This is a genomic window from Dyadobacter sp. HNCC25DJ184, assembly GCF_056895215.1.
Window position 1 is genome coordinate 113,357 of the sequence record NZ_JBXHAQ010000005.1, and the last position, 25,798, is coordinate 139,154.

A 25,798-nucleotide genomic window follows, 5' to 3' on the forward strand; every position below is an offset into this window, starting at 1 on the left:
AAATATTCCCTTAAAAATTGTCAAAGCGTCATTTCTGCCAATATCTTTTCCGCCTGCTCTATACTTTTCACATTTTCACATGTCAGGATCAACTTGCCTTTTTGATCTTTCAATGAGCTTTCTTTGGGATGTGTTTTAATAAAATCGATAACCTTGCCGAACTTCGAAGACTGAAAAAACTCATCGTTCTGCGAAGTAACGAAGTATCCTTTCAAGGTATTGCTCTTAAGCGTAAGTTTTTCCATATGAAGGCGTTCTGCCCCCCAACGGAGCCGAACTGTTTTCAAAAGATCCTCCACTACTCCGGGTATCGGACCGAAACGATCCATCACCTCTTTTTCAAACTTAGCCAGTTCTTCTTTCGTCTCAATATTGTCAAGACGCGTATATAACGAAAGTCTTTCTGAAATATTTTTTACATAATGATCAGGAATCAAAGTAGCAAAATCCGTTTCTATCTGGCAGTCAGGTAATAACTTGGCTGGCAATCCTAGCGATGTAGCAAAGAGATCTTTGAATTCATTGTTCTTCAATTCTGATACGGCTTCGTCCAGCATTTTGTGGTATAGCTCATATCCCAAGTCATTGACAAACCCACTTTGTTCTGCTCCTAACAAGTTACCCGCACCACGGATATCAAGATCCCGCATGGCCACTTTGAAACCGTCACCCAGCTCTGAAAACTCTTCAAGCGTCTGAAGCCTTTTCTTGGAATCGCTGGCCAATGTGGAAACTGATGGTGTCAACAGATAGCAGAAAGCTTTTCTGTTCGACCGGCCAACGCGCCCTCTCATCTGGTGGAGATCAGACATACCGAACATATGCGCTGAATTAATGATAATCGTATTGGCATTCGGAATATCAATTCCTGATTCAATGATATTGGTGGAAACCAGAATATCATATTCACCCTCAATGAAACTGACCATCACTTTTTCAAGTTTGTCGCCATCCATCTGGCCGTGAGCCACACCGATTTTTACATCAGGCACAAGTCGCATGATGATATTGGCAATGGATTCGATGTCATTAACCCGATTGTGTACAAAGAAAACCTGACCCCCCCGTTGCACTTCAAAGCTGATGGCGTCGCGGATAAATTCTTCACTGAATGAATGGACTTCGGTCGTTACTGGTTGCCGGTTTGGCGGCGGAGTGGCGATGACAGAAAGGTCCCGCGCGCCCATGAGGGAAAAGTGAAGAGTTCGTGGAATCGGTGTGGCAGTTAGCGTTAACACATCCACGTTGATTCTCATTTCTTTAAGCCGGTCTTTTGCCTTCACACCGAATTTTTGCTCTTCATCAACGATCAATAAGCCAAGATCCCTGAATTTCACATCCTTATTCAGAATCCGGTGTGTCCCTATAAGAATATCAATTTTCCCTTCCTCGGCCTGTTTCAACGTTTCCTTAATTTCCTTGGCAGACTTAAACCGGTTGATATATCCAACACGAGCGGGAAAATCTGCAAGTCGTTCGCTGAATGTCTTATAATGTTGCATGGCGAGAATGGTCGTTGGCACCAATACCGCAACCTGCTTACTGTCGCAAACGGCTTTGAAAGCTGCACGAATTGCGATTTCCGTTTTTCCAAACCCAACATCACCGCACACCAGGCGGTCCATTGGGTGTTCTTTCTCCATATCATCCTTCACATTGGCGGTCGCTGTCGCCTGATCCGGCGTATCTTCATATATAAAGGAAGATTCCAATTCGGCCTGCATATAGTTGTCAGGAGAAAACGGGAATCCCGGAGCCTGCCTTCTTTTGGCATAAAGTGATATTAACTCATGGGCAATATCCTTCAGCTGCTTCTTAACCCTGGATTTTTTAGCTTCCCATTCGCCGGAGCCTAGTTTGCTCATGGTAGGAGGTGTCCCCTCCTTGCCGGTATATTTGGCTATTTTATGAAGGTTGTGAACACTGACGTACAGCAGGTCATTGTCCCGATATATTAACCGGATCGCTTCCTGCTCTTTACCATTCACATCTTTTCGCTCTAAACCGGCAAACCGACCGATTCCGTAATCGACGTGGGTCACAAAATCTCCCGGATGAAGAGATTTTAACTCTTTTAGCGTGATCGCTTTCGACTTGCTGAATTTTTCCTTGAGTCGATATTTATGAAATCTGGCAAATATCTGGTGATCAGTATAGCAGGTGATTTTAAGATTTTCATCCACAAAACCCTCTTTCAGAGAGATATGCATCGGTCTGAATTTGATAAACGGATCCAGATCTTCGAATATCCTTTCGAGGCGATCGAGCTGTTTGGGTTGATCGGAGGTGATAATATTCACAAACCCTTTCGACTGATTTTCAGACAAATCGTCGAGCAATCTTTTGAAATCTTTGTTAAAAGACGGCTGTGGTTTGGATTGATATGGAAGCTTAGCCTCTGTCTTGAAATAAAAACGTCTTCCGAATTCAATCGTTTTAAATTGTTTGATCTGATTGAGAAAACCTCTTCTGGTTTCAAACAACTCGTTTGGATTGGATACGATCTGAATACCGCCGCTCGTAACTTCCTGTAAAGCCTTCTCAGCTTTTTCAAAGTTATTTTCAATGACTTCCAGCGTAAGCTCTGCGTCTTTAAACCAAAGGATGGTATTGTCGGGGAAAAAGCTGAGAAACGATTCGCGTGTTTCATGAATCAACTTTTGCTGAATATCCGGAACAACATTGATATGGTTCACACTTTCAATCGAAAGCTGGGTGTCCGGATCAAAGGATCGGATACTTTCCACTTCGTCACCAAAAAGTTCGATCCGGAAAGGATGTTCATTGGCAAATGAAAAAACGTCCAGAATCCCACCTCTGACCGAGAATTGCCCTGCCTCGAAGACGAAATCGGTGATCTCGAAACCATAACTATTCAGAAATTCGGTAAGAAATGACGGATCCAGCTTTTCTCCTACCTTGACAGGAAAAGTATTGGCAGAAAGCGATCTTTTGTTGATTACTTTTTCAAAAAGCGCCTCCGGATAGGTGACAATCTGAATCGGACCAGGTTTGGCCACGTTCAGTTTGTTCAGGATTTCGCCACGCATCAGCACGTTCGCGTTTTCTACTTCCTCATAATGATATGGTCGCTTGTAAGATGTGGGATAGAACAATACATCTGTTTTCCCCAACAAATTCTGAAGGTCATTCTGGAAGTACGCTGCCTCATCCCGATCACTGAGGATATATATAGATGGCTTCAATTTGGTTTGCTGAGCTGCGGCGCATACCACTGCGTCGAGGCTTCCGACCAAGCCTTTTATCTGAATATGAGCCGATTGGGGTTTGTCGGATTCAAATTCGGTAATAAATGTTTTAAGGTAGCTATCGCCTTTATATAGTGTTAAAAAATCTTTTACTTCCAATGCTTTTAAAGCTAAAGTTTATCAAAAATGCGGTGTTCGTATGGTTTGTGTAAAAACACAAAAAGCCGTTTCAGGAAATTTCCCGTCCGGCATAGATGATAACAAGAGTTTTTTTGCTTTTGTTTACCATAAATTCTGATTTACAAAGTTAACTGACTCAAATCGGTTTTACTTTTAAAAATATATCTTTTTAGCTGTAATGATCGATTGGCTTAATCATACCATATCCCTCGTAGGGCTGGTTACAACACCGCTTGAAATACTCGGTTTCATAACCGGTGCTATATGCGTTTACCTCAACACGAGGCAAAATGTTTTAGGCTGGTTTTTCGGGATTATCAATGCAATACTATATGCGGCCGTTTTCTGGCAGGTGAGGCTGTATGCCGATATGAGCTTGCAGGGGTACTATTTTGTAACGAGCATCTACGGTTGGTGGATGTGGCTATATGGTGGAGCAAATCATGATACCCTTCCGGTTACCAGAACACCGCGCAAATTGTATCCGGTTTTCACGGCCATATTCATCGTCATGACATTGCTTTGGGGATATTTACTTGGCCAATATACCAACGGAAGTATGACTTACGCCGACTCTGCGCTTACAGTCGCAAGCCTGATCGGACAGTGGATGATGGCGCGTAAGTATTTGGAAAACTGGCTCTTATGGATTGCCGCTGACGCCTGTTACGTTGCTATGTATTTTTATAAAGACCTTCACCTGACCGCAATTCTATACTTCGTTTTTCTGGTATTGGCAGCAATGGGGTATATTAGTTGGAAAAAAGATATCAAAGTCCTGACGACCTGAATCTTAGAATTCTCCAAAAGGAATTTCCTGTTCTTCCAAAATCCTTCTGATTCTGTCAGAGTCCTGAAATATGATTTTCAATTCTTTTTTATCACTTTCCTCGTCCTCTTCATCCATCCATTTCCAGTCTTCGGCAGTAGCATCCAGGATATCAATTACAGTCAGTACTTTTTCCTCATTTTTTTCTTTGCTAAGCCATTCGGCTGAGTTTTTAATGAAAATAACGACAGTGCTTTCTTCGATCCAGTCGAGGTCATTCAACATTTCGTCAAACGCGTCCAAATTTTGCCCTGACTCCTCAGGAAAAAGAAGTACTTCAGCTGATTGCGCGAAAAAATCTTTCAAAGAGCCGGATTTTTTACCGTCTATTTCGCCAATAAATGCATCGGGAAATGTGGTGCGGATATTAGCTCCTTCAGTGGCGATCAAAAAGTGTGTATTTTTCATAAATCAGGGAATCGGAGGTGCGTTTGATATGGGTCAACAAAGATATTATTTGATTTCAATAAATGAGTCATAATGATCGGGGGTATACCAGGCCTGATCAGAATCGCTTGTCACCAGACGTTCCTTTCCACGATTTTTTCCATGAATTTTCGGGTTAACGTCCCACTCTTTATATTTTATTTTCTTCCCATTTTGATCAAATATCGGCAGAAGCTTTTCGAAATTGCCAAATTTCCGGCCTCCTTCATATCCGTCCGGTGCCCGGTGATTTGTTCTGACATATTCTAGTACTTTGAGGACTTTCTGAGGAATTTGCTGGCGTTCAGATATCTTTGGTTTTCTCTCGTTAAGACTCGTGTATTCTGATTGCTGATCAGAGTTACATCCTGTGAAACAGAGTGATATCAACGAAAATAAAGAAACAAAATATAGAATTTTGGAGAAAATGGTCTTCATATTTTAAGTGTGAGGTATAAAAAACCTCGCCACTCAAAAGAGCGGCGAGGCTATAAATTTTGCAATTTTTAATTCAATGAAAACATGGGTAATCTGAGCGCCACCACATTATTGAACATTAGTTTGCTAATTTTCGGATCCATATACTCGATTAACGGAAACTCCGAAACTACAGACATCACTTCATACTCACTCTCCGCCTTTACCACACACCAAAGTTTTGAGTAATCGTCCGAAAGCGCATAAGACATGAGTCGTCCCTGTTCCATCAGCTCGTTAATTTTCTTTCTTTGAGCAGGTATCCTTGCTGTAAAATCTTCCGACATAACGGCCGGAAGCGTAATTTCGACCATATATTGACTCATGACACTGTAGGAGTTAGGTGAAAACTATTACCCTTTTTTTCCTTTTGACTGCATATAAAATGTTATGTCTCGCCTAATAGTTCCTTTGACGATCAAAGCATCATCGGCACAATCTAAGATTAATTTTCAAACGATTCCAACTAATACAGTGTTTTATTTGTCAGTAAAGTGTGACGCAAGCACGAGGAAGCCAAAAGATGTAACCGTAAGCGAGAAATCATGAACAAGAAAATCTTTTGGTATGAAAAAGTATGAACCGATCGAAGCACCCCTAAACTTCGGATGACCTTTAACGAACAGGAATTAGTAGCAGGCTGTAAACAGCGGAACCGTGCTGCTCAAAAACAATTATATGATGTTTTTGGGGGAAAGCTGTTTGCTATATGCCTCAGATACACTAAAAACCGGTCAGATGCGGAGGACGTTTTGCAGGAAGCATTCATTAAAATTTATGAATACATCCACACTTTCAGAAGCGATTCTCCCATCGAATTCTGGCTTAGAACCATAGTGGTAAATACGGCTCTCAATCATTTGAGGCAACAAAAGCACTGGAAAGAACTCGATGATATTGACTTACACGAAAATGGACTGACCGACCGGGAAACGACGCTAAGTGGTTTTCAGATGGATCAGCTTATGGAATTGATTCAGGAATTACCGCCGGGGTGCCAGGCTATTTTTAACCTGTATGCCATAGAGGGGTACCAACATAATGAAATAGCAGCCAAACTCGGAATATCGGAGGGAACGTCAAAATCGCAGTACGCAAGAGCAAGAGGAATTTTACAACAGAAATTAAATAAGGAAAATAAGTTAGATAATGGATCCGTCCAAAGAAAACAATTTTGAAGATCAGTGGAGAGCGCTCTTCAATGATGCTTCCGAAACACCGCCCAATTCTGTTTGGGCGCGGGTTGAGGCGCATCTTGATGAGGAGGAGGATAAAATTGTTCCGCTGATCTGGTGGCGCTCACGAAAACTTTGGTTAGCCGCTGCTTCTATTGCCGCTATATTAGTAACCGGTGGAGTATATCTCAACCAGCAATATTTCCATGCCTCCAAAGGAATCAGCAAGGTAGCGGTGCCAGCTTCCGATAGCGAAACGACCGTCGCCAGTGCCGAGCAAACAGCTATTACTAAAAGTGATTCTTCAAACAATCAGGGTAAGATAAGTAGCGAACCTTCGCCTGTAAATGATGGTGATAATCTCCCAAAAATACAGGAAAGGTTAGCGACTGCTTCTCCTCTAAGTGAACCAGGTTTGACTAAGGCAAAAGGAGATATCGCTGTTAGTTCTTCAGAGAAAACGAGAATAGCAAGTGCACGATCATTTTCAAAAACGCAGGTTGTGCAGGATGAAGAGATTGGTGATGTTATTGCCAGCAGAACGTTTGTTGAATCGAATATTCCTCCTGCCACCACAGCAAGCGCTTCGTCCGTGACAGATCAGATGCAGCTTTCGGAAGCCGGAAAAAGCATTGCGTTACTAACGCCTTCCGAAGTAGAGGAACTGGATGTTTATATGCAAAAGCGGTATGTATTCTTCAAGCCTCAGACTATCAAAGAGGAAAATATCGTCAAAAAGAATAAGGAATACTATGCAGCGTTGAGCTTCATGCCGGCGACATTTAATCCGGATTTGAAAGTGAGTGCTGCTCCTCAGAGTTTTACGACCGGTGCTTATGCTAACGTAAAGTCAACAAGTGGATCGAGCAAATCAGGAACTTCATATGCTTATCAGACCATGGGTGGTGTGAAGATATCGAAACACTGGTCGGTGGAGCTTGGGTTAAATTATTTGCAGGGAAATTCGACATATGAGGGGGGAGGATATTTGATAAGCGCAACATCTAACGGTCGGGCGTCCAATGTACTGGAGTCTGCATATGCTGATTTGTCGAATAAGAATAGTCAGGCAAATCCTGGCCCGACATACGGATTTTCAAGTGGTTTGAACAGCGTTTATGTGGACGTGTCAAAAGATATCCAGAACAATTACCGATTCCTGCAGATGCCATTGCAGGCCGGATATACGCTGAATCCGGAAGGCAAACTGAGCTATGGCCTGGTTGGTGGTTTGATGACCAATTTCTTTTTGAAAAACGAGCTCGAATCGGCCAATGGCTACACGATCACAACCAAAGCGGATGACGATGTCTACAAAAGCATCAATTTGGCGGCGACAACCGGTTTGCGTTTCAGCTATCGTTTCTCTCCGAAATGGAGAGCAAATCTGACAGGATCGTATCAGAAAGCATTGAATTCGACGCTGAAATCGAACAGCAGCCTGGATTCGCATCCGTACTTGTACGGGGTGTCGTGGGGAGTGAGATATACTTTTTAAGAGTGCATTTTAAGGTTGTTTAAAAAAATAATCTGTTAGCCATGAAATTGAACTTCAAACTGTTATCGGCAACTGTGCTACTTTCTGCCAGCGTTTTTTACAGCTGTTCGGATAGTGTTGTAGAAGCTGTCGACGAGGTGCAGCCCGTCGAAATTCCGGCAGCGATATCGAACGGGACGACTGAGTTTGCCATTAAATTTTTCTCAAACCTTTTGCAGAGTGAAAAGCCGGCAGATAACCTTTTCGTATCCCCGCTAAGCTTGCATATGGCGCTTGGAATGGTGCTTAACGGTGCTGACAGTCAGACCGAAACCGAGATTATGAATACCCTCGAAATGCAGGGGATATCCCTGGATGAGGTTAATAAATCATATAAAACCCTAATCGAACAGCTTCCGCAAGCTGACAGCAAAGTCAAATTGGGATTGGCCAATTCACTGTGGTATAACTCGGGTTTCACGGTTGAAACGGGATATCAGAACTCGTTGAAGGAAACTTTCAATGCGGATATAACCGGCTTGCCTTTTAATAATGAAGCAGTTGGTAAGATCAACAAATGGGCGAGTGATAAAACCAACGGCAAGATTGATAAAGTGCTTGATCAGCTGGATTCCGATTTGGTGATGATCCTGATGAACGCCCTTTATTTCAAAGGAGACTGGAGTAACAAATTCGATGTGAGCGATACGAAAGATACGCCATTCAAACTGGCGGATGGTTCGACCAAGACTGTGAAGATGATGTATGAGGAGGAGAATTTGGGTTATTTATCGAGTGAGAAATTTGATGCCGTTCAGTTGCCCTACGGAAACGGACAATTTAGCATGACGGTAATTGTTCCAAAAGGCGATAACGCCATTGATAAAGTGATGGCCGAAATACCCAATGGTGAGCTTAAAACCATTGTCGCAGGAGGTATTAGTGCCTCAAAAGTGGAAGTAGGATTACCCAGATTTACTTTGAAATACAATATCGAACTGAACTCGATCTTAAATAGTATGGGTATCAAAAGAGCTTTTGTGCCCACTGGGGAGTTCAAGAAAATTAATACTGCTGTTAACGATCTCGCCGTAGGTTTTGTAAAACAAGACGCTTACCTGGGCATAGACGAGAAAGGGACAGAGGCTGCTGCGGTGACGACAATAGGATTTACCACTACAAATTTGCCTGAAAAAAGATCAGTCATTGCGAATCGGCCATTTGGCTTGATTATCAGCGAGAAAACATCCAAAACGATATTGTTCATGGGTCGTATCATGAATCCGGATAGTAAATAGCGGCTGTGAACGCCAGTCGCTAAAAGGAAAAACGTCGGTCTCCGGCGTTTCGGGGTGCGTTATCGTCCGAAGGTTTTACTTTCGGACGATTTTGTTTTATAACCGTTACAACCTTTTTGGTTTCAATCGGGTCTTGGATTTGCAGGTGAAATTATATGATGATATTCCTAACAAAATCTATAAGCTCATGAAAACAAGATGTTTACAATTTTTGGTTTTGCTGGTCTCCACCGGATTTTGGGCGTGTAATGATCAATGTAAAGAAACCCGCGTCACCAGAACTTTTGTACCTGTTACCCGTTCGCTGAAAGAGCTTCGTACTGGCGTAAAAGCCGAGTCGGCCCGAGCCTTGCAACGGCCGGGAAAGATGTATGTAAAAGGAAGTTATCTTTTTATAAATGAAATAAAGGAAGGGATACACGTCATCGATAATAGCAATCCTGCAAGCCCACAGTTCATATCATTCATCAATATTCCAGGCAACGGTGATATATCCGTACGTGACAATATACTTTATGCCGATAGCTATTCGGATCTCGTTTCAATAGATATTTCGGATCCCGCACAACCCAAAGAATTAAATCGGATCAACGACGTATTCCAATGGGGACAGTTTGACGGTGCCAGTTGGAACTTGAACGCCTCTATTGGCGCCATTCAGGATAATGAGGTTACATATGTTACCGAGGTTGTGAACACGAATTGCGAACAAACTATATCCCCTACAAACTGGTGGCGGGCGGGTGTTGCCAGTTTTGCTGATATGGCCAGTTTCAGCGGTTTGGGAGTTAAATCGTCATCACCCGGTGGCACGAGCGGACAAGCTGGTTCTATGTCCAGATTTGCGCTGTATAGTAATTTCCTATATGCGGTCACTCAAAATAGTCTGCATCTTTTTGATGTAACAACTCCTTCAAAACCAACTGATTACTTATCGATTAATTTTGGATGGGGTATTGAAACCATTTTTCCATATCAGGACAAATTATTCATCGGCTCAAATACCGGAATGTTTATCTTCGATAACAGCAATCCCTCTGATCCGAAGCAACTCTCGTCTTTCCAGCATGGTCGTGCATGTGACCCGGTAGTGGTTCATGAGAATATTGCATATGTTACAATCCGGAGCGGAAATGCCTGCGCGGGATCACAAAATCAGCTGGATCTTGTGGACGTAAGCAACCCGACTGCACCGCAACTGATCAAAAGCTACCAAATGGAGAACCCGCATGGGCTAAGTGTTGATTTCCCAACTCTATATCTCTGCGAGGGAAGTGCCGGTTTAAAGGTTTTTGATGCTTCTGACAAGTATAAAATCGCCGATCATCAGTTAGCGCATTTTAAAAATATGGACGCCTTTGATGTCATTTCGATGGGTAAAAATTTGCTGGTTATTGGCAAAGATGGTTTTTATCAATACGATGCTTCGGATCCAAAGAATATCCGGTTTTTGAGTAAACTGGCGGTGAAGGCTAGTAATGTTGAATGAGAGAATGTTGGCTGAAACCGATTTGCAATCGGTTTATGATGGTTTCGCGTTTGTAACGCGAGAGTGGATTGCGAAGTCCTTTTATTTTTAGCAAAGATTTTAGAATTCATTAAGTGTATAGCTATGAGATGCTTATCATTCATTTTGCTCCTGGCATTTGCAAGTCTTTATAGTTGCGATAATTCCAAAATTGCCAAGGGAACGCCGGATTGTATATTGGAAAGGATTAAGCAACTCAAAGCAGCTCCCGTTTCCAATCCTCCTATGGAGATTTGGAAGTATCAATATCAGGGTCGAACGGTATACTATCTCCCACCGCAATGCTGTGATATCCCCAGCGTGCTTTTGGATGAAAATTGTAACCGGATCTGTTCACCGGACGGTGGTTTTGGAGGTGGGGGTGATGGCAAATGCAGCGATTTTTCCAAAACCCGCACGGACGGCGAGTTGATTTGGAAGGATGACAGAACGAAATAATTTTGAACAGTGCACGCAAAGCAAGATAAGTTAAGGCAACGCTGCTAAGTCGAAGAATTCCACTGAATCAGCCATATGACGGACACTAAAGCCTGAACGCTAAAAGCCAATAGCTAAAAATGAAAGACTTGATACTAATTGGAGTTTTATTTTTAACTTCTTATCTCGCGATAGCTCAGGAAGTTAAATACAAACCAAGATATACAAACCATACCGAGGCAGGTGGTCTGTTTGGGAGGGTGAAATATGATAACTTCGGATCGGACGTCTCGGAGAGCAAACAGAGCCTGACCCTTCAGACTTTTAATGGTATTCAGTTAAACCCTCGCCTTTCGGCAGGTTTGACACTAGGAATGGACTGGTATAAGGCGGCGCTCATAAATCCCATTTCGGCGGGAATGAGATATGACTTAACAAAAGGAAAATCGGCCAGGTTATTTACGACTTTGGATGCGGGATATGGTTTCGCGTGGTTTCATCAGGATAATGATGGATATAAAACAAAAGGTGGTCTGATGTTAAATCCAGGAATAGGAATGCGCTACGGAAAATTGGGCGGTACTAACTTTACGATGGTTTTATCGTACAAAAGACAAGTGGCGGATGTCGACGAACCATTGTTATGGAATCAGGTAGAACGATCCGAAAGCCGGGTTTACAACCGATTGGGGATCCGAATTGGAATGAGTTTTTAATTCAACCATCGTTAACACCCCGCAATTTTTGGAGATATGCAGAATAGCTCAACTACCTGATAATATGCCTGCCTTACTAATTACTAAAAGCTAATAGCCAACTGCTAAAAAATGAAACATTTCAAATCAATATGCCTGATAATAGCGATCTCGGCGTTATTTGCATTTCAATGCGATAATAAAAGAGATTGCTGCGTGCCACCCTTGTGCAGCGAAAAGTCCACTTTAACGGGAGTCTGGAAATTAAAAGGTTTTCAAAATCCGGATACTGGAAATATTCACGAAAATCCGGATCCAAAAAACAGAGGGGTTGTATTTACTTTTGCCGACGATGAAAAGACTGGTACCATCAGTGGCCATACGGTGGCAAACCAAGTTTCAGGAACTTATGAACTAAAAACCGGTTGCACGATTTCCTTTATAGCATTCGGAGGAACCAAAGTGGGTGAAGAAGGATGGAGTGCCCAAGCCTGGATTCCGAGTGGCAAAACGGGTTTTTATCAAATCATTGGAAATTCTCTGGTGCTTTATTTTGACGATGCCTCGAAGCGGATGATTTTTGAGAAGAATTAGTCGGCACCAGTGCTTCTATCTCCTGAAGAATAGTTTTGCGTCCTACATGATACCAGTTTCTGAATTTGGCAGACTGGTCTATGTGAGTTGGCAGATATTCAAGCAGCACCGATAAGTTGAAGGTTTGGGATGATATACCTGCACCGGATATGACACCGTCCAAAGCGTTGCAAGTCTGTTCAAAGTGATTCGGCACTGGAACCATCATCACCGGTTTTCCCAAATACAAAGCTTCACAAACGGACTCGAATCCGGCGGTCGTCACCAAAGCCTTGCACTTGGACAATGACTGCAAATATTTTTCACTATTGATCTGGTGGAAAGTAAGATTTTCGTCAAAAGTCGTCACCTCGGGCTGATTGGGATTATCCCAAAAGCATTGCAGCTCGACTTCCGGATGCCTGTTATGCCACTCAATAATCGACTCACTCAGACTATGGTGTGTCATATATACGAGCAGGAAATTTCCAGCTGATGACCTTAACAACTGAATTTCCTCTCTTAATAATGGTGGCACAACCACAACACCATTAGCCGAATTATTTGCAAAACGGCGGAAGGAAAGAGCCAATTTGGTAGCACTTCGCCAAGATGTAAGCCGTGAATTAAAATTAATAAGTGCCTGATCCAGCCTGCTTTTCGGTGGAAATGTGAAATCAGGGTGCAACAGCAGATATTGATGTGCAACGCTGACAACCGGGACACGATGGGAGTATATATTTAATAAGCCACCGAAAAGCTCGTAAAAGTTGACAATCAGATCAGGCTGTTTTTCCTTGATCACGCTGTGCACATATTGCAAGCTCTTGATATACTTATAGCAATGTGTCAGGTGGGTAAATATGGTTTTCTTCAAATTAATACCCCGCCCGCCCGCATTGTAAATGATATTGGGCGCAGCAAATTCTCTCACAGGAGCGCCAATTTGTTCTTTAAAAAACGATGGAATTTTTCTATCCGGAGATTTTCCGACCAGAACCTCTATCACCTCATGCGAACCTTCTTCCAGAATTTGCTTCAAAGCAATGGCCTGTGTCAAATGCCCGCGACCTTCTCCCTGAACCAGAAAGATAATTCTCATATATCAACCCAGTCGGGTATTAGGTTTTGGCGGAATCGGACTGAAAGCAACCTGCTTTTCTATATATCTGTAATCGTCGCGAAAAGGGGGCTCGTCGACAGAAATGTCTTTATTCTGACTGATGCTTTGATTATAATAAAGGAGGCTCCAGTTCCCGTCAAAATCTTCCACAAGGGCACTCAATGTCTCGACCCAATCGCCCGAATTCATATACATAACACCATCGATTTCACGGATGGCTGGATGGTGTATATGCCCGCAGATGACCCCGTCGCAGCCGCGTGAGCGCGCAAGCTCTGTCAGTTTCTCCTCAAAATCAGTCATATAGCTTACTGCAGACTTAACCGATTGCTTGATCTTTTGAGAAAGAGAATAATATGGCAGACCTCTCCAAGCCCGGTAGTTGTTGTAAAATTTATTCACCCAAAGTAAAAAAGTATATCCGATATCGCCTAAATAAGCAAGCCATTTCAGGTGGGTCGTAATGGAGTCAAAGACATCGCCATGCGTAACGTAAAAACGCTGGCTGCCTGATTTAAGGATATAGTCAGTGCGGATTTGGAAATGCTTGCCCAACCGAAGCGGCAAAATCTGATCCAGAAAGTCGTCGTGATTACCCCTTAGGTAAATAACCTTGGTATCATTTTGCTCGATCATTTTCAATACGCGCTTGAAGAACATCGTGTGCTTTCGTTTCCAAACGCCGTATTTTTTGAGTTGCCACCCATCGATAATATCTCCGTTGAGGATCAATTTTTTGCAGGAATAGCTTTTCAGAAAAGCAGTGACCTCTTCCGCCTTCGAACCACTGGTGCCCAGGTGTAGATCCGATATGACGATGGTCTTGAAATGAGTTTTAGCTTGCATGATACAAATTTTCTCATTTCATATTAACCTAGTATTATTTGCAGATTATCAATAGGTTAAGTTGTAGAAATAATGGGAGGCGGGCCATTGAAAGTTCGTAAAAGAAGCAAAATTCCGTCAAAGGTTGTAATATTACTTTATTCAAAATGGTCTGTTAAGTCAATTTCAAAAACCACTCATCAACTCAATATGAAACCGATACTATTTCTATTTTTCCTTTTTTCCACGCCGATTTTTGCGCAACAAGTTTATCAGCCAAATGAAGTTGATACCAAGGCAGAGCCTTCAGGGGGAAATATGGCCTGGATGCAGTTTATTAATGCCAACATTGAGGTGCCCTTCCGGCGTCAGATATCCGGGATCGACAGCAAGGTTGTGATCAGGGGAATAGTAGAACCGGATGGCTCGATGAATAACTTGTCGGTACTTCGCGGAGTGGACGCAGAGTGCGACGCAGAAGCACTAAGAATATTGAAGCTTTACAAAGCATGGAAGCCCGCCAAGTTGGGAGAAACCAAGGTAAGGCAGGAGCAGGTTGTATTGATACCTTTAAAACTCGCTCCATTGACGGGTTTCGACACCTCGCTACATGCTTTTGTCGATTATTTTGATGAAAAGTTTATTCTGACAAACGACATGAAGGCCGCCGCTTTCCGACGGGTCCTTCCTGTTGACTCGAGCGGTACGATGCTGGCAGACGTGGTATATGAAATGAAGAACGGCAAAAAATGGAAAAATCGGTATACTGTTCCTTTGCAGAAAAAGGACACAACTTACATACCTTCTGTGAATGGATCGACCAACGAACCGGTCCGCGCTCTCCATGTTTATGCCAAAGATGAAAATGGAGCTAATTATGGGTTCAGCTCAATTAAAATGCAGGATGCGACGCCGTTGGCATATGCTGTTTATGATATCGGGAATAAGATGATACTTGAGAAAAAACATGATATTTCTGGCCTCGTCAGAAGCGTTTCCGTCTTTAACGATAGTACTTATAAGGAATTGGGTTTTTACGAAAATGGCCTGGTGATGTATCAACGGGAAGTACCAATTCCGCAGCAAGCCAAGACATCAAAGAACATCCGATGGATTGCTTGCTGGAGCTCAGACGGAAATCAATTACTGAAGGAAGGAAATGGATATTGGAGGATTCCAGCCCGCGTGGATGGAAAAGACATTTTCATGGAAGAGGGCGGTGTCACAAATGGAAAGAAAAACGGCATATGGACCGCGAAGGCGGCAGATAGCACGATTTACTATCGTGAAGTTTATGAAGCGGATGTGTTAAAAGAGGGATATGTCATGCAGAACGGCCAAAGGATCACATACTCTAAACCAACGATATATCCTGAATTTGAGGGGGGTATAAATCAATTTTACCGATTCCTGGCGTCCAATATACACTATCCGGTGGGTGCGCTTCGGCGCGGTGCCGCGGGTGGCCGTGTGGTAGTGTCGTTTACAGTTTGTGAGGATGGAAGCCTGTGCGACTACGAAGTGTTGGAAGGCGCAGGTTCAGGTTTTGAAAAGGAAGCAGTGAGGGTAGTTAAAAAATCGAGTGGGAAGTGGGTGCCCGGTATGTTACGTGGACAAAAAGTGAGAGTAAAATATCGACTGCCTATCAATTTTGCCCGTCAATAATTTTGACTGCCACCATTTGTCAATCCCCCGCGCCATTCATCGGTTCGGGGGATTTTTTGTAACAAAAAATAAGGAAAATGTTACATAGCATGATAATATTGTGATATCAATTTAATATCACATCCAAAACTATGAATGAGAGAGAATTACGTTCGATATCAGGTTATCTGCTTCTGGCAATCGGCCTGCTGATGTTGTTTGGAGGTCCTGTTTACATCATTATTACAGGACAACCCCTGGTTGGAATTCCCATCGCAATAATTGGTTTCGTTGTGCTGATCGGTTTGACGGTGATCAATCCAAATGAATCTGTGGTGACGACGTTTTTTGGAGATTATATGGGAACGATGAAACAAACAGGTTTACGCTGGGTGAATCCTCTTTTTCGCAGAAAGAAAATGACCTTGCGGGCGCGTAACCTCAATGGTCAGAAGTTAAAAGTGAATGACAAACTAGGGAACCCGATCGAGATTGCAGCGGTGGTGGTATGGCGTGTGGGAGATACGGCCAAAGCATCTTTTGAGGTAGATGATTATGTGAAATATGTAGAAATTCAGTCGGAAGCGGCGGTGCGCCACTTGGCGGGAATATATGCTTACGATAGCATGGAAGACGATAATAGTGCAATAAACGAAGTAACGCTGCGAGACGGTAGTGGTAAGATCAACGAAATGCTGGAGGGAGAATTGACAGAGAGATTGAGCCGTGCAGGTATCGATATTCTGGAGGCAAGGATTAGTCATTTGGCTTATGCTCAGGAGATTGCGGGTGCGATGCTGCAAAGACAGCAAGCTTCTGCCGTAGTCGCTGCGCGACGCCAGATTGTAAATGGAGCAGTTGGAATGGTGGAAATGGCATTGGCACAATTATCCGAAAAGGGAATCGTCACACTCGACGAGGAACGGAAAGCGGCTATGGTAAGTAACCTTTTGGTAGTGCTTTGCGGCGAAAAGGCAGCCACCCCGGTGATTAATGCGGGCACTCTATATCCCTGATATGGCTGAGAAAAAATCTTTTGTATTACGCGTGAATCCTGATATGCTCAAGGAACTGGAAACCTGGGCACAGCAGGATTTCCGTAGTTTGAACGGGCAGATTGAATACCTGTTGAGCGAGGCATTGAAAAAACGCAAGTCAGGAAAACGAAAGGAGTTAGACGATTAGAATGAATCGGTAATTGCAGAACGATAGTACGATGTTACGCCTGTTTCGGTCAACGGGAAATCGGATTTTGGAATTCTATATATTAACATTGTATTTATTTTATTGGTCCACCAAATTCAATTCCTGAAATTTTTCATGAAATTCTTACTCAAATTAGGGTTCCTTCTACTTCTTTCCTTTCAGATTTTTGCCCAAATTCCTTCCAATTTTCAGTGGCTTTCCGACGGCTCAGGCTATCGTGATGTAGAACAGGGCGAAATTGTTCAGGTTACTTTACCAGCTGAACAGCAGAAAGTTATCGTTTCAAAAGCAATGTTGACGCCAAGTGGTGCATCAGCATCTTTGCCTGTCAGAAGTTATACCATGACCAGTGCTGGTGATAAGGTATTGATTTACACTAATACCAAACGTGTGTGGAGATATGATACCCGCGGCGATTACTGGGTTTTGGATTTGAATACCAAGGTTTTAAAGCAACTTGGTACAAAACTTCCGGCTTCTTCGTTGATGTTTGCCAAGTTTTCACCTGATGGGAGCAAGGTAGCATATGTGAGCAAGCACAACCTATATTCTGAAGATTTACAGAGCGGCCAGGTAACCCAGTTGACAAAAGACGGAACTGATCGAATCATTAACGGTACTTTCGACTGGGCATATGAAGAAGAATTCGATTGTCGCGACGGTTTTCGCTGGAGCCCGGATAGCAAGTCGGTTGCATATTGGCAGCTGGATGCTCGTAAAATCCGTAACTTCCTGATGATCAATAATACAGATTCTATCTATTCTTTCAATATCCCGGTTGAATATCCAAAAGTGGGCGAAACGCCTTCTCCTTACAAGATTGGAGTAGTGGCTGCAAGTGGAGGGGAAACCAAATGGATGAGTATCCCGGGTGATCCGCAAAATACCTATTTGCCAAGAATGGAGTGGTCGGGGCAACCGGGAGAATTGGTTGCGCAACAATTGAACAGAAAACAAAACCAGAGCACTTTATATTATATTAATGCTGCGACGGGCACTGCAACTCCTTTTTATACAGAATCGGATGATGCGTGGATCGATATCAAAAGCCGCTGGGAAGATGACCCGATGGGCTGGGATTGGATCAATGGTGGCAAAGAGTTTTTGTGGGTAAGCGAAAAAGACGGTTGGAGACATACCTATCGCATAAGTCGTGATGGTAAAAAGGAAACTTTGGTGACTGTAGGTAACTATGATATGATTTCCCCTGTCAGAATTGACGAGAAAAATAATGCATACTATTTTATCGCGTCGCCTGACAATGCCACACAGAGCTACTTGTACAAAGCGTCGTTGGACGGAAAAGGAGCTCCAGTGCGTCTTTCACCGGTGAGCCAAACAGGTTCACACAGTTATGAGATCAGTCCGAATGGGAAATTTGCAAGCCACCGTTTTTCAAATGCTAAAACTGTTCCGTTGACCGAATGGATCGCCTTGCCTTCGCATAAGGCGCTGAATGCAGAAAATTCTATTGAAAAGCACAGCAGCAAAATCAACGCGGCAGGTGAGAACATCGAGTTTTTCAAAATCAAAACTGCAGAAGGTGTGGAAGTAGATGGCTGGATGGTGAAGCCAACCAATTTTGACGCAACCAAAAAATACCCGATCGTATATATGGTATATGGTGAGCCAGCAGGCAGCACTGTTAAAGACACCTATGGAACCGGTCGCAACCGACTTTATGACGGCAGCATGGCGAACGACGGATATATCTACGCTTCAATTGACAATCGCGGAACTCCGTCGCCAAAAGGACGTGCGTGGCGTAAGGCTATTTACCGTGGAATCGGACAAATTAATATCCGTGATATGGCTGGTGCTGCAACAGCAATGTTTGCCAAATATCCGTTTATTGATACATCCCGCGTGGCTGTTCACGGATGGAGTGGTGGCGGTTCATCGACGTTGAACCTTTTGTTCCAATACCCTAAAATATTTAAAACCGGTATAGCTGTTGCAGCTGTTGGAAACCAGTTGACTTACGACAATATCTACCAGGAACGTTATATGGGTGTGCCACAGGAAAGCCGGGAGGACTTTGTAAAAGGATCTCCCGTAACACACGCACAAAACCTGGTAGGAAATCTGTTATATATCCACGGAACAGGCGATGACAACGTTCATTACCAAAACGCAGAGATGCTGTTGAACCAGTTGATAAAATATAATAAGGTATTCCAGTTTATGGCATATCCAAACCGTTCGCACAGCATTTCGGAAGGCGAAGGCACAAGCCGGCACTTGAGAACGCTTTGTACAGAATATCTCAAAAGAAATTGCCCTCCGGGAGGAAGGTAACAGGTATTTAAAAAATAAACTATTACGATCCCGAAGCGTCTGAACAGGATGCTTCGGGATTTGTTTTTTGTAAGTTTATAGCGCATCAAACTATCATGACGAAGATGACCAGATGAAACCAATCAGTAATTTTTCGTCTTACACTTTTACCAATTTTCGTCTTCGGACAATATCAGATGCGAACCTCGACTCGATTTTCCCTTGTAATATTCTTCCTATTAGTTTCCAGCTATGCGATCGCGCAGGACTATGGCCCTTTTCATTTCGACCAGTTACCCGCAGACCAACAGCTTTTTGCCAGGAGAGAAAATAATCTCGGCGAAATAACGGTCGCCGGGCGGGTACACTCATCGGAATTCAAAGCCATTTCGGTTGTAAAATTGCGAAGCAATATCATCAATGGATATCAGAAGGCTAGCCTGACATATGGCAATGGAAACGATGCGACATTCAATTTCAAAACGCTGATCAAGGCTGAGTTGGCTGAATATACATTGGCAATTTATGGTCTAAAATCAGATCGTGATTCAGTACTGATCGTGCATCGCGACAATCTGGTTGCAGGGGATTTTTATCTCATATATGGCCAATCGAATGCCGTGGCGTGGGAAGTAGATTATCAATATCGCAATGAGTTTTGCAGGTCTTACGGGGTTATTCCTCAAAGCGGCCAGAATTGGGGTCTTGCCAATTCAATCATTCCAAGATCGGGTACATTTGGTATTGAATTTCAAAAGCAGATAGCGGAAAAATATCATATTCCCACTTGTGTGATCAACGGTGCATTGTCAGGTGCTTCCATAGACTTTCTGACTCAGCGGACAGAGGGAAATCATGCTGATGAGGGCAATGCATACGGCCGCACGCTGCATTTGGCTCAGCAATCTGGTTTGTTGCCGTGGCTCAAAGCTATTATATACTGGCAGGGAGAAACAGAGGCGGCGTCCAATGATCCGCTAACCTGGGCACCGTCGTTTGACAAATTGATTGGGCAATGGAAAGAGGATTACCCGATGCTTGAAAAGATATATTTGTTTCAACTTCCACTTTTCGGAGGCTCACATTACGAGGATCGAGTTGGAGTTTTGCGGGAGCAGCAGCGGACAATGAATCTTAAATATCCCATTGTCCAACCGTATGGTGTATTGGGGGCTCCCGGGTGGAATGGATTTCATTATGGAGAGGTCGAGGGGTATCTGAAAGTTGGCCAGGAACTGGCCGAGATGGCGGGCTATTTTCACTATGGCGAAAAGGAAAAAATTACATCACCGAGCTTCCAGAATGCCTTTTATTCCAATGCGAAACACGATGAAATCACAATTGTTTTTGAGGACTATCAGGAAATGGTTTTCCCGAATGACACCATAGCAGACAATATAGAAGGTACCGTTCCCGCACAGTCAGTTTATTCCCTCAAAGATTTCTTTTTGGTGGACGATTCCTGGCAAAAAGTGAAGGCGGCAAGAGCAGAAGGCAACAGGGTAATTGTCACGCTGAAAGAGGCGGGACAACATACGCATATCAAATATCTGCCATCGGTTTATCCGTATGTTGGCCTTCCAACCGCACCCTGGATTTATATCGGCCCATTTTTGAAAAATACAAGGGGATTTCGCGCTATGGCTTTCCATCACAACTACATATATCCTTTTGAAGACTTGGAGGAAATAAAAATTGTAGTGAATGATGCAGATAATCAGGTGAATATCAGTTGGAACAAATTGAGTAACGTCAACGGATATATACTTGATATTATTGATCGTAAAGATTCAGCGGCGAGGCACGAGGTTATAAAAGTCGCAAAAGATATCTCCAAATATGTTTACAGCGGAGCGAAAAAAGGAGTCAACAATACTTACCGGATTCGGGCTTACACGGATCATGCCGAAACGAATATCTCCTCTGTCGATTTTATCAAAAGTGGAGAGGATGCAAAGGATCCTGAAAATTGGAAAATCTATCCAAATCCCGCGTTTGACCATATTACCGTCGAATCCCAAAACGACAAAATAAATGGGATTGAAGTTATTAATGCAAGAGGTGTGATTGTGAGAAAAGAAGCATATTCAGGTCAGCTTACCGCGGATGTTGACCTCACAAAATTGCCGTTCGGGAATTATTTTTTGAGGATAAGCGCTGGCGATAAGCAGACCGTACAGCAGATTATCATTGCAAAATAATCTGCTGTATTCTCAATCATATGATAGCAGCAAGCTGACCTATCGGTAACGAATCCTTTAACTTGGTAGTTACAACTCCCAGCAGTGCAGTTCCAAGAGTACTAGCCAACATGCTGATTTCTTTGTTATTATCTTTTTGTTTGATCGCAATACCTGTTAGTGCTGCAATAATGGTAAGCAGATAGTAAGGGTCGTTTAGTTTGTTTGATACCCATAAGCTAATCCCAGTCGTTACTGGTAATGCACCCAAGGTCCAGTTTTTTGCTTTTTCTCCTTTTGTGGCGTACCCAGCTTCCTGCACCAGCGTCGTTGCGCTTATCGCACTCGCGGCGGTTAACCAGCCCGTATACAGACTAACTGATTTTTGGATTATATTTTCCGCACCTTCAACTTCAGTACTTCCAATTTCCAGTGCTTTGTGCAAACCAATCGCCGCGGGAAGCATACTGATGGTTGTGATTGCAGCTCCGATTCTACTTTTCTTATCAGACGATGCGAAGAAATATCCGAATATAGCCGTCAGGATATAGTTTAATCTGAGCCAGGGCTGAGCTTTGCGATATCGCGGATTATCCAATTGCGAGGGCAGTGCCTGATGGACGGCAAGCGCAATTGTGCCGGCATATATCACACCCCAAACGATGCCAAATGTTTCGTTTGCCGGAGTGACCAGATTTCGGTCGACTTTTCGTTGTCTTTTACTTCCCAAATCGGTCTGAATTCCGTTTTTTGGCCGGCTACTGAAAAGGTAAGTTCCGACAATTCCTCCCAATATAATGGCCGCGGTTACATATCGGCCAGCTTTTGAATCCTTCATGTTCGTAATTTTTAAGGTAATTGATCACCTACTAAAATGTTAAAATACCATACCAAGCATAATTGTATATCAAGGATTGAAGAAGATAAAGCTATAACCATCTGACCATTAGGTATTATTAAGATTTACGACTAAAATTGTAAGTGCTTTTCCCCAAATGACGGAGAACAACTTCCTAATCAAATGACTAGACTCCAGACTGACAGATTCAAACTTCCAATATACAATTGGTTGCTATTGCTGTTTCTGTCGATCGGAGCTTCATTTATTGAAGGAAATCGCGAAAGTTACATTGCTCCGATTGAGGCCGTCGATATCGGCATCCGTAGTTTTGACAGGCCCAAAATTGAGTTTGCGTACGTTGAAACGAGGAGTAGCGTTTATCATAATTGGGAAAAGCAGAACAATGCGGCCTGGATATCTCTACTTTCAGATCATCATACTGACCAAGCGATCGTTTGTATTAAATCTCAGATGTCATTAAGTGAGCGTGTTATTACAGTAGGTATCGCGCATTTAACTCAAATCAAGCCTCGCAACTTTTCAGAAAGCTTCTCTGATTTCCTTTCCTGAGCAGAATTTCTTCTGCTATATCTGAATTTTTTCAGAAATCCGGAGCACTTGTCTGCTCTTAATTCCCTTTTTCATTTCCCGCGAAATGAGATATGGGCATGTTTTATCTATTGATTTCAGGAAAATGAATATACAAACCATAATGCCAGTACTCATCAAATGGGTCAGGCGGATAGCACTTGCTTACATGTTGGGTTTTGCAAATGTATTAAACCAGGAAACCAAGATGCCTGATGATACATTCTTTAAAATTGAGCAAACTTCCGAAGATGAAAACTGAGGGATATTTTAGTAACCAGTTATATCCTTAATCTTGCTAAAATATAATTTATAGAGTATATATACTTGTTGTAAAGCTATTATACGTGTTTTTAAAAAGGCGTCTTTTAACGCTAAAATTTGAAGTATTGAGCGTTTAAATTTACTAAAACATATTTCAAGGGAAAGACAAATTCAAGAAGAGGTACAGTTAGGCCAATGCGTATTTGTTGGAAAAATATAATTTCTTGATTGCCATACCGACCAAGTATGATTGTGAACAATTTATCTAATCAGTATTAAAAAACATCGTTATGGCAAATGTAACAAGTTACAGTATCCTCGTTTATGGCGGACCAGACGGATACCAAACCAACAGATCTCAGATTCAATTGATGAATGGTAATACAGTGGTCGCCTGGCTGCGTTTCAACGATCCGGGTATGGCTTTCGAAGCAGATTCCATGCTGAGTGATATTATTCGAATGCACCTTCCAACCTCTATGTTCCAAAGCGTGCTTGATATTTTGAGAAATGAGAAACCGTTAAATATATACTTTGCCCAAAATCGCGGCTTTTTTGGAACAAGCACCGAGCCTATTGGCGAAGGCGAATAGTGAAGTTGAACGAGGGACACTCTGTGTGTAAAGTGTTGTATATGAGTCGGAATTGAAAAAGTTATTTTTCAGTTCCGACTTTATTTTTGTGATTTTAAAATTTCGAGAATTCTGTTATCGGCTGTTTTACACCATTTTCAAATACCTGTATCGGTTAAATTCTGTATTAGAATAAACAGGCAAGGGGCTTTTGTAAAGAAACTCAAACGGTTATCATGAATAGGAGGGATTTTGTAAAAATTGGCAGTCTTGTTTCCATTGTTTCGGTAAGCTCATTTGATGCTATTGCTGGTCTGAACGACAATCCATCACCTCCCGCATGGTTAAAACCTTTAATAAAAAAAGCTGACGAGGCCGTTATTTCCCTGATGGCACTGCAGGTTTCAGATCCTTCCGACAAAAATTATGGAGGCATAAAAGACGGCACAGATATCCTGAATCCGCACAGCACCGCGGCTTTGATCCAGTATGGTTCGTGCGCTGTTTTTGGAAATCCTTCCGGTGAATATGATACCTCGAAAGTCTTGTCGGCCATGGGCGCGGCTGCCTCATATCTCACTCGTATTCAGCACAGTGATGGTACGATCGATTTACTGTCGACCAACTTCCATTCTACTCCTGATACCGGATTTATTGTGAAACGGCTGGCCAACGCGTATGAACTTCTGGTCAAATCAAAAGTGGAAAACGTGGATATTGTCCTGACTCCGCTTAAACAATTTTTATTGAAAGGCGGCGAGGCGTTGATTGCCGGGGGCATTCATACTCCAAATCACAGATGGGTAGTCTCCGCCGCATTGGCAAGGTTGTATGCACTTTGGCCGGATGAGCGATATAAAAAGAGAGCGGAACAGTGGTTAGGCGAGCATATAGATGTCGACAGCGATGGGCAATATAATGAGAAAAGCACGCTCATATACTCGCCTTTGACCGACCGGCTGTTAATCACCATTGCACGCGATTTTAAGAAACCCGAATTGTTGGCGATCGTTCGCAAAAATCTGAGCATGACGGAATATTATGTTCATCCCAATGGAGAGGTGGTCACTGATGCATCTGGCAGACAGGATAAAGCGTTAGTCGGAACGATGGAGGGATACTATTTCTCATATCGATATCTCGCGATAATGGATAAAAGTGCCGAGTACAGTGGAATGTGCAAGCTGATCGAAACGACTGCTTTTGATAAACTAGCCGGATATCTAGATTACTTGCTGAACAGTCCTGAATTATGGAAGGAACTTCCGCCAGCTTCGAGTCCTCCTGAAAATTACGTGAAGTCTTTTCCGAACTCGGGTCTGGTTCGGATCCGCAGAAACAATTGGGATAGCACAATTATTGCTATGAATCCGGTTTGGTGCACTTTCATGAACGGAAATGCCGTGCTGCAGGGCATCCGGCTGGCTTCCTCATTTTTTGGTAAAGGTCAGTTTGTGACTGAAAAGGTTGAACAAAAGGGAAATCAGTGGATTTTGATCCAGAAGTTGGAAGGGCCTTATTATCAACCAATTGCTAAGAATTTGATTGTTCCGGATGGAGATTGGAATAAAATGCCGAGAGATAAACGGCCGCAAAGTGAGGTTCAAATCCTTACTGCACAAATCATCATTGAGGAAAGACCAAAAGGGCTAAATATCAGTATCTCGATGGAAGGAACAGAGGGAGTGCCGGTGGCCCTGGAGTTTTTCTTCCGGAGTGGCGGGCAATTTTCTGGTCCGATAAAGGCGGGAACCAACGATAATCAATGGCTTTTGCCGTCGGGAATGGGTAAATATAGTTTTGGAAAAGATAGCATATCATTTGGTCCGGGGCAGGCTTTGCATAAAAATATTGCGTTGCGCGGTGCATTGCCAGCGGTCGACGCACCGACTGTTTTCATGACGGGATTTACACCTTTCAAACAATCTGTTGATATTCTGGCAGAATAATTTGAGTTTGTCACCCCTTGATAACTAGGAGTTTGCGACTTATAT

Annotated in this window: 24 protein-coding genes; 17 read left to right on the plus strand and 7 right to left on the minus strand. The window is 42.9% G+C overall.

Features of this window, described 5'->3' with window-relative positions; translation table 11 throughout:
• Positions 1-20 precede the first annotated feature (20 nt).
• Positions 21-3,368, minus strand: coding sequence for a transcription-repair coupling factor (gene mfd / locus AC1XUD_RS09325; protein WP_483360710.1), 3,348 nt, complete (start codon positions 3,366-3,368; stop codon positions 21-23).
• A gap of 199 nt (positions 3,369-3,567) precedes the next feature.
• On the opposite strand from mfd, the gene pnuC reads away from it, so the two are divergent.
• Positions 3,568-4,179, plus strand: coding sequence for a nicotinamide riboside transporter PnuC (pnuC, locus tag AC1XUD_RS09330; protein ID WP_483360711.1), 612 nt, complete (start codon positions 3,568-3,570; stop codon positions 4,177-4,179).
• 3 nt (positions 4,180-4,182) lie between these two features.
• Here the strand turns inward: pnuC and AC1XUD_RS09335 are convergent, their stop codons facing one another.
• The 3 genes from AC1XUD_RS09335 to AC1XUD_RS09345 all read right to left on the minus strand — a co-directional run bounded on the left by AC1XUD_RS09335 (position 4,183) and on the right by AC1XUD_RS09345 (position 5,447).
• Positions 4,183-4,626 carry a barstar family protein gene (locus AC1XUD_RS09335; protein ID WP_483360712.1) on the minus strand — a complete coding sequence of 148 codons (444 nt, stop codon included), beginning with the start codon at positions 4,624-4,626 and terminating at the stop codon, positions 4,183-4,185.
• A gap of 45 nt (positions 4,627-4,671) precedes the next feature.
• Positions 4,672-5,082: a ribonuclease domain-containing protein gene (locus tag AC1XUD_RS09340; RefSeq protein ID WP_483360713.1), complete on the minus strand. Its 411-nt coding sequence runs from the start codon at positions 5,080-5,082 to the stop codon at positions 4,672-4,674.
• A gap of 68 nt (positions 5,083-5,150) precedes the next feature.
• Positions 5,151-5,447, minus strand: a complete 297-nt coding sequence (locus AC1XUD_RS09345; RefSeq protein ID WP_483360714.1) for a muconolactone Delta-isomerase family protein — start codon at positions 5,445-5,447, stop codon at positions 5,151-5,153.
• Positions 5,448-5,729: 282 nt separating this feature from the next.
• Between AC1XUD_RS09345 and AC1XUD_RS09350 the strand changes: the two genes are divergently transcribed.
• The 7 genes from AC1XUD_RS09350 (at position 5,730) to AC1XUD_RS09380 (ending at position 12,305) form a co-directional block, all read left to right on the plus strand.
• Positions 5,730-6,299 carry an RNA polymerase sigma factor gene (locus tag AC1XUD_RS09350; protein WP_483360715.1) on the plus strand — a complete coding sequence of 190 codons (570 nt, stop codon included), beginning with the start codon at positions 5,730-5,732 and terminating at the stop codon, positions 6,297-6,299.
• Entirely contained in the window at positions 6,271-7,794 is a 1,524-nt protein-coding gene (locus AC1XUD_RS09355; RefSeq protein ID WP_483360716.1) for an outer membrane beta-barrel protein, read from the plus strand. The genes AC1XUD_RS09350 and AC1XUD_RS09355 overlap by 29 nt, the downstream gene beginning before the upstream one ends.
• Before the next feature lie 41 nt (positions 7,795-7,835).
• Positions 7,836-9,071 carry a serpin family protein gene (locus tag AC1XUD_RS09360; RefSeq protein ID WP_483360717.1) on the plus strand — a complete coding sequence of 412 codons (1,236 nt, stop codon included), beginning with the start codon at positions 7,836-7,838 and terminating at the stop codon, positions 9,069-9,071.
• Positions 9,072-9,258: 187 nt separating this feature from the next.
• Positions 9,259-10,560, plus strand: a complete 1,302-nt coding sequence (locus tag AC1XUD_RS09365) for an LVIVD repeat-containing protein (RefSeq protein WP_483360718.1) — start codon at positions 9,259-9,261, stop codon at positions 10,558-10,560.
• A gap of 123 nt (positions 10,561-10,683) precedes the next feature.
• Positions 10,684-11,037, plus strand: a complete 354-nt coding sequence (locus AC1XUD_RS09370) for a DUF6970 domain-containing protein (RefSeq protein WP_483360719.1) — start codon at positions 10,684-10,686, stop codon at positions 11,035-11,037.
• Between the two features lie 119 nt (positions 11,038-11,156).
• Positions 11,157-11,732: a hypothetical protein gene (locus AC1XUD_RS09375; protein ID WP_483360720.1), complete on the plus strand. Its 576-nt coding sequence runs from the start codon at positions 11,157-11,159 to the stop codon at positions 11,730-11,732.
• Positions 11,733-11,843: 111 nt separating this feature from the next.
• A complete protein-coding gene (locus tag AC1XUD_RS09380) occupies positions 11,844-12,305 on the plus strand; it encodes an META domain-containing protein (protein WP_483360721.1) in 462 nt (153 codons plus the stop codon).
• On the opposite strand, the gene AC1XUD_RS09385 is transcribed toward AC1XUD_RS09380, so the two are convergent.
• Positions 12,238-13,386, minus strand: a complete 1,149-nt coding sequence (locus tag AC1XUD_RS09385) for a glycosyltransferase family protein (RefSeq protein WP_483360722.1) — start codon at positions 13,384-13,386, stop codon at positions 12,238-12,240. The two genes, AC1XUD_RS09380 and AC1XUD_RS09385, sit on opposite strands and share 68 nt — an antisense overlap.
• Positions 13,387-13,389: 3 nt before the next feature.
• Positions 13,390-14,253, minus strand: a complete 864-nt coding sequence (locus tag AC1XUD_RS09390; protein WP_483360723.1) for a UDP-2,3-diacylglucosamine diphosphatase — start codon at positions 14,251-14,253, stop codon at positions 13,390-13,392.
• Between the two features lie 189 nt (positions 14,254-14,442).
• On the opposite strand from AC1XUD_RS09390, the gene AC1XUD_RS09395 reads away from it, so the two are divergent.
• From AC1XUD_RS09395 to AC1XUD_RS09415, 5 genes are all read left to right on the plus strand, one after another.
• On the plus strand, positions 14,443-15,897 hold the full coding sequence (locus AC1XUD_RS09395) for an energy transducer TonB (RefSeq protein WP_483360724.1): 1,455 nt from the start codon (positions 14,443-14,445) through the stop codon (positions 15,895-15,897).
• Between the two features lie 131 nt (positions 15,898-16,028).
• A complete protein-coding gene (locus AC1XUD_RS09400; RefSeq protein WP_483360725.1) occupies positions 16,029-16,892 on the plus strand; it encodes an SPFH domain-containing protein in 864 nt (287 codons plus the stop codon).
• 1 nt (position 16,893) lies between these two features.
• On the plus strand, positions 16,894-17,061 hold the full coding sequence (locus AC1XUD_RS09405) for a type II toxin-antitoxin system antitoxin (protein ID WP_483360726.1): 168 nt from the start codon (positions 16,894-16,896) through the stop codon (positions 17,059-17,061).
• Between the two features lie 135 nt (positions 17,062-17,196).
• Positions 17,197-19,380 (plus strand): S9 family peptidase, encoded by a 2,184-nt coding sequence (locus tag AC1XUD_RS09410; RefSeq protein WP_483360727.1) that lies wholly within the window; start codon positions 17,197-17,199, stop codon positions 19,378-19,380.
• 176 nt (positions 19,381-19,556) lie between these two features.
• Positions 19,557-21,560: a T9SS type A sorting domain-containing protein gene (locus AC1XUD_RS09415; RefSeq protein ID WP_483360728.1), complete on the plus strand. Its 2,004-nt coding sequence runs from the start codon at positions 19,557-19,559 to the stop codon at positions 21,558-21,560.
• A 16-nt stretch (positions 21,561-21,576) separates the two neighbouring features.
• Here the strand turns inward: AC1XUD_RS09415 and AC1XUD_RS09420 are convergent, their stop codons facing one another.
• The gene (locus AC1XUD_RS09420) at positions 21,577-22,377 is read right to left on the minus strand and encodes a hypothetical protein (RefSeq protein WP_483360729.1); all 801 of its coding nucleotides are present in this window, start codon (positions 22,375-22,377) and stop codon (positions 21,577-21,579) included.
• A 183-nt stretch (positions 22,378-22,560) separates the two neighbouring features.
• Between AC1XUD_RS09420 and AC1XUD_RS09425 the strand changes: the two genes are divergently transcribed.
• The 4 genes from AC1XUD_RS09425 (at position 22,561) to AC1XUD_RS09440 (ending at position 25,753) form a co-directional block, all read left to right on the plus strand.
• Positions 22,561-22,950, plus strand: coding sequence for a hypothetical protein (locus tag AC1XUD_RS09425; RefSeq protein WP_483360730.1), 390 nt, complete (start codon positions 22,561-22,563; stop codon positions 22,948-22,950).
• A 142-nt stretch (positions 22,951-23,092) separates the two neighbouring features.
• Complete coding sequence (locus tag AC1XUD_RS09430) at positions 23,093-23,230, plus strand: hypothetical protein (protein WP_483360731.1); 138 nt, start codon at positions 23,093-23,095, stop codon at positions 23,228-23,230.
• Positions 23,231-23,522: 292 nt separating this feature from the next.
• Positions 23,523-23,825: a hypothetical protein gene (locus AC1XUD_RS09435; protein ID WP_483360732.1), complete on the plus strand. Its 303-nt coding sequence runs from the start codon at positions 23,523-23,525 to the stop codon at positions 23,823-23,825.
• Positions 23,826-24,040: 215 nt separating this feature from the next.
• Entirely contained in the window at positions 24,041-25,753 is a 1,713-nt protein-coding gene (locus AC1XUD_RS09440) for a hypothetical protein (RefSeq protein ID WP_483360733.1), read from the plus strand.
• Positions 25,754-25,798 lie beyond the last annotated feature (45 nt).

What these genes read in the sequence shown, in the direction of transcription:
- pnuC (WP_483360711.1), top strand. Translation starts at nt 3,568, where the DNA reads ATGATCGATTGGCTTAATCATACCATATCCCTCGTAGGGCTGGTTACA.
- AC1XUD_RS09365 (WP_483360718.1), top strand. Translation starts at nt 9,259, where the DNA reads ATGAAAACAAGATGTTTACAATTTTTGGTTTTGCTGGTCTCCACCGGA.
- AC1XUD_RS09340 (WP_483360713.1), bottom strand. Translation starts at nt 5,082, where the DNA reads ATGAAGACCATTTTCTCCAAAATTCTATATTTTGTTTCTTTATTTTCG.
- AC1XUD_RS09440 (WP_483360733.1), top strand. Translation starts at nt 24,041, where the DNA reads ATGAATAGGAGGGATTTTGTAAAAATTGGCAGTCTTGTTTCCATTGTT.
- AC1XUD_RS09350 (WP_483360715.1), top strand. Translation starts at nt 5,730, where the DNA reads ATGACCTTTAACGAACAGGAATTAGTAGCAGGCTGTAAACAGCGGAAC.
- AC1XUD_RS09345 (WP_483360714.1), bottom strand. Translation starts at nt 5,447, where the DNA reads ATGAGTCAATATATGGTCGAAATTACGCTTCCGGCCGTTATGTCGGAA.
- AC1XUD_RS09360 (WP_483360717.1), top strand. Translation starts at nt 7,836, where the DNA reads ATGAAATTGAACTTCAAACTGTTATCGGCAACTGTGCTACTTTCTGCC.
- AC1XUD_RS09425 (WP_483360730.1), top strand. Translation starts at nt 22,561, where the DNA reads ATGACTAGACTCCAGACTGACAGATTCAAACTTCCAATATACAATTGG.
- AC1XUD_RS09335 (WP_483360712.1), bottom strand. Translation starts at nt 4,626, where the DNA reads ATGAAAAATACACACTTTTTGATCGCCACTGAAGGAGCTAATATCCGC.
- AC1XUD_RS09370 (WP_483360719.1), top strand. Translation starts at nt 10,684, where the DNA reads ATGAGATGCTTATCATTCATTTTGCTCCTGGCATTTGCAAGTCTTTAT.
- AC1XUD_RS09420 (WP_483360729.1), bottom strand. Translation starts at nt 22,377, where the DNA reads ATGAAGGATTCAAAAGCTGGCCGATATGTAACCGCGGCCATTATATTG.
- AC1XUD_RS09400 (WP_483360725.1), top strand. Translation starts at nt 16,029, where the DNA reads ATGAATGAGAGAGAATTACGTTCGATATCAGGTTATCTGCTTCTGGCA.
- AC1XUD_RS09415 (WP_483360728.1), top strand. Translation starts at nt 19,557, where the DNA reads ATGCGAACCTCGACTCGATTTTCCCTTGTAATATTCTTCCTATTAGTT.
- AC1XUD_RS09435 (WP_483360732.1), top strand. Translation starts at nt 23,523, where the DNA reads ATGGCAAATGTAACAAGTTACAGTATCCTCGTTTATGGCGGACCAGAC.
- AC1XUD_RS09395 (WP_483360724.1), top strand. Translation starts at nt 14,443, where the DNA reads ATGAAACCGATACTATTTCTATTTTTCCTTTTTTCCACGCCGATTTTT.
- AC1XUD_RS09405 (WP_483360726.1), top strand. Translation starts at nt 16,894, where the DNA reads ATGGCTGAGAAAAAATCTTTTGTATTACGCGTGAATCCTGATATGCTC.
- AC1XUD_RS09390 (WP_483360723.1), bottom strand. Translation starts at nt 14,253, where the DNA reads ATGCAAGCTAAAACTCATTTCAAGACCATCGTCATATCGGATCTACAC.
- AC1XUD_RS09355 (WP_483360716.1), top strand. Translation starts at nt 6,271, where the DNA reads ATGGATCCGTCCAAAGAAAACAATTTTGAAGATCAGTGGAGAGCGCTC.
- AC1XUD_RS09385 (WP_483360722.1), bottom strand. Translation starts at nt 13,386, where the DNA reads ATGAGAATTATCTTTCTGGTTCAGGGAGAAGGTCGCGGGCATTTGACA.
- AC1XUD_RS09410 (WP_483360727.1), top strand. Translation starts at nt 17,197, where the DNA reads ATGAAATTCTTACTCAAATTAGGGTTCCTTCTACTTCTTTCCTTTCAG.
- AC1XUD_RS09380 (WP_483360721.1), top strand. Translation starts at nt 11,844, where the DNA reads ATGAAACATTTCAAATCAATATGCCTGATAATAGCGATCTCGGCGTTA.
- AC1XUD_RS09375 (WP_483360720.1), top strand. Translation starts at nt 11,157, where the DNA reads ATGAAAGACTTGATACTAATTGGAGTTTTATTTTTAACTTCTTATCTC.
- AC1XUD_RS09430 (WP_483360731.1), top strand. Translation starts at nt 23,093, where the DNA reads ATGCCAGTACTCATCAAATGGGTCAGGCGGATAGCACTTGCTTACATG.